General features: G+C 65.8%; 2 protein-coding genes. Both read left to right on the top strand.

Annotation, left to right across the window (positions count from 1 at the left end):
• Window positions 1-449, top strand: a 449-nt coding sequence (locus APY03_RS26840; RefSeq protein ID WP_068681668.1) for a PFL_4669 family integrating conjugative element protein, incomplete at its 5' end; no start/stop codon positions are given.
• Window positions 446-830 (top strand): DUF3158 family protein (locus APY03_RS26845; protein WP_232324427.1); only part of this gene is annotated, 385 nt, incomplete at its 3' end. The genes APY03_RS26840 and APY03_RS26845, both read left to right, overlap by 4 nt.

Genomic DNA, 830 nt, shown 5'->3' on the forward strand with positions numbered 1-830 from the left:
AGCTGCCGCTGTTCGTCAATGCGCAGTTGGGCTTTGCCGCTGTCTATCTCCTGGCCGACTACGACGACATCGCGCGCAAGCTGATCCTCGCCCACCACACCGCGCTGATCGACCGCAGCACCTTAGAGCGCTGGCTCAACGAGGGCGCGCACGCGCTGCGCAGCCTGTTCTCGCTGGCCCAGCAGTATCGCTATTCGGGCTGCACCCGCGACGATTTCGCGGCGAAGAATGCCGCAGCGCGGGCCGCGCTGGAGAAGTTCGGCGAGTTGCCGCAGGACGTGCTCGAAGGCACGCGCCGCTCGAAGTTTGCGCCACCCATCGTGCGCCGTGGTCTGCAACAGCGCGGTGAGAGTCCTGCCGCAGCCGCTACCAGCGTCGATGGTGATGCGGCCGCTGCTGCCGACCCATCCGAAAACGCAGCCACTGCCGGCGAGGACGAATCCGCATGAGCGATCTGAACCAGCCGACCCGCTACTTCCGGGGCCTGCAACAGGGAGCCTTCATGCGCCTGGAACACGCGGCCTCTCTAAAAGGCCTTTTAAAGCCTTTTAAAGGTAAAGGGGACTTGGAGGCCTGGGCCAGCCAGTGCTTCGCCATGCGCGACGAGTTGATCGGCTTGGCGCAGCGACAAGTGCTGCAACAGGCCAGTGGGCATCCCTTCCACCTGCTGCCCGTGGAACTGGCCCAGCAGACCACTGGCTCGGGAACGACGTTCCTGCGCTGGCGCAGGCACGACCGCTCGGCCATGGGCGTGGCCCTGTGGCAGGAGCTGATGGCGAGCACCAGCACGCCGGTCAACCTGCTGGCCGACCTGCACGCGATCGAGCTGC

This window comes from Variovorax sp. WDL1 (genome assembly GCF_001541225.1).
GTDB lineage: Bacteria > Pseudomonadota > Gammaproteobacteria > Burkholderiales > Burkholderiaceae_C > Variovorax.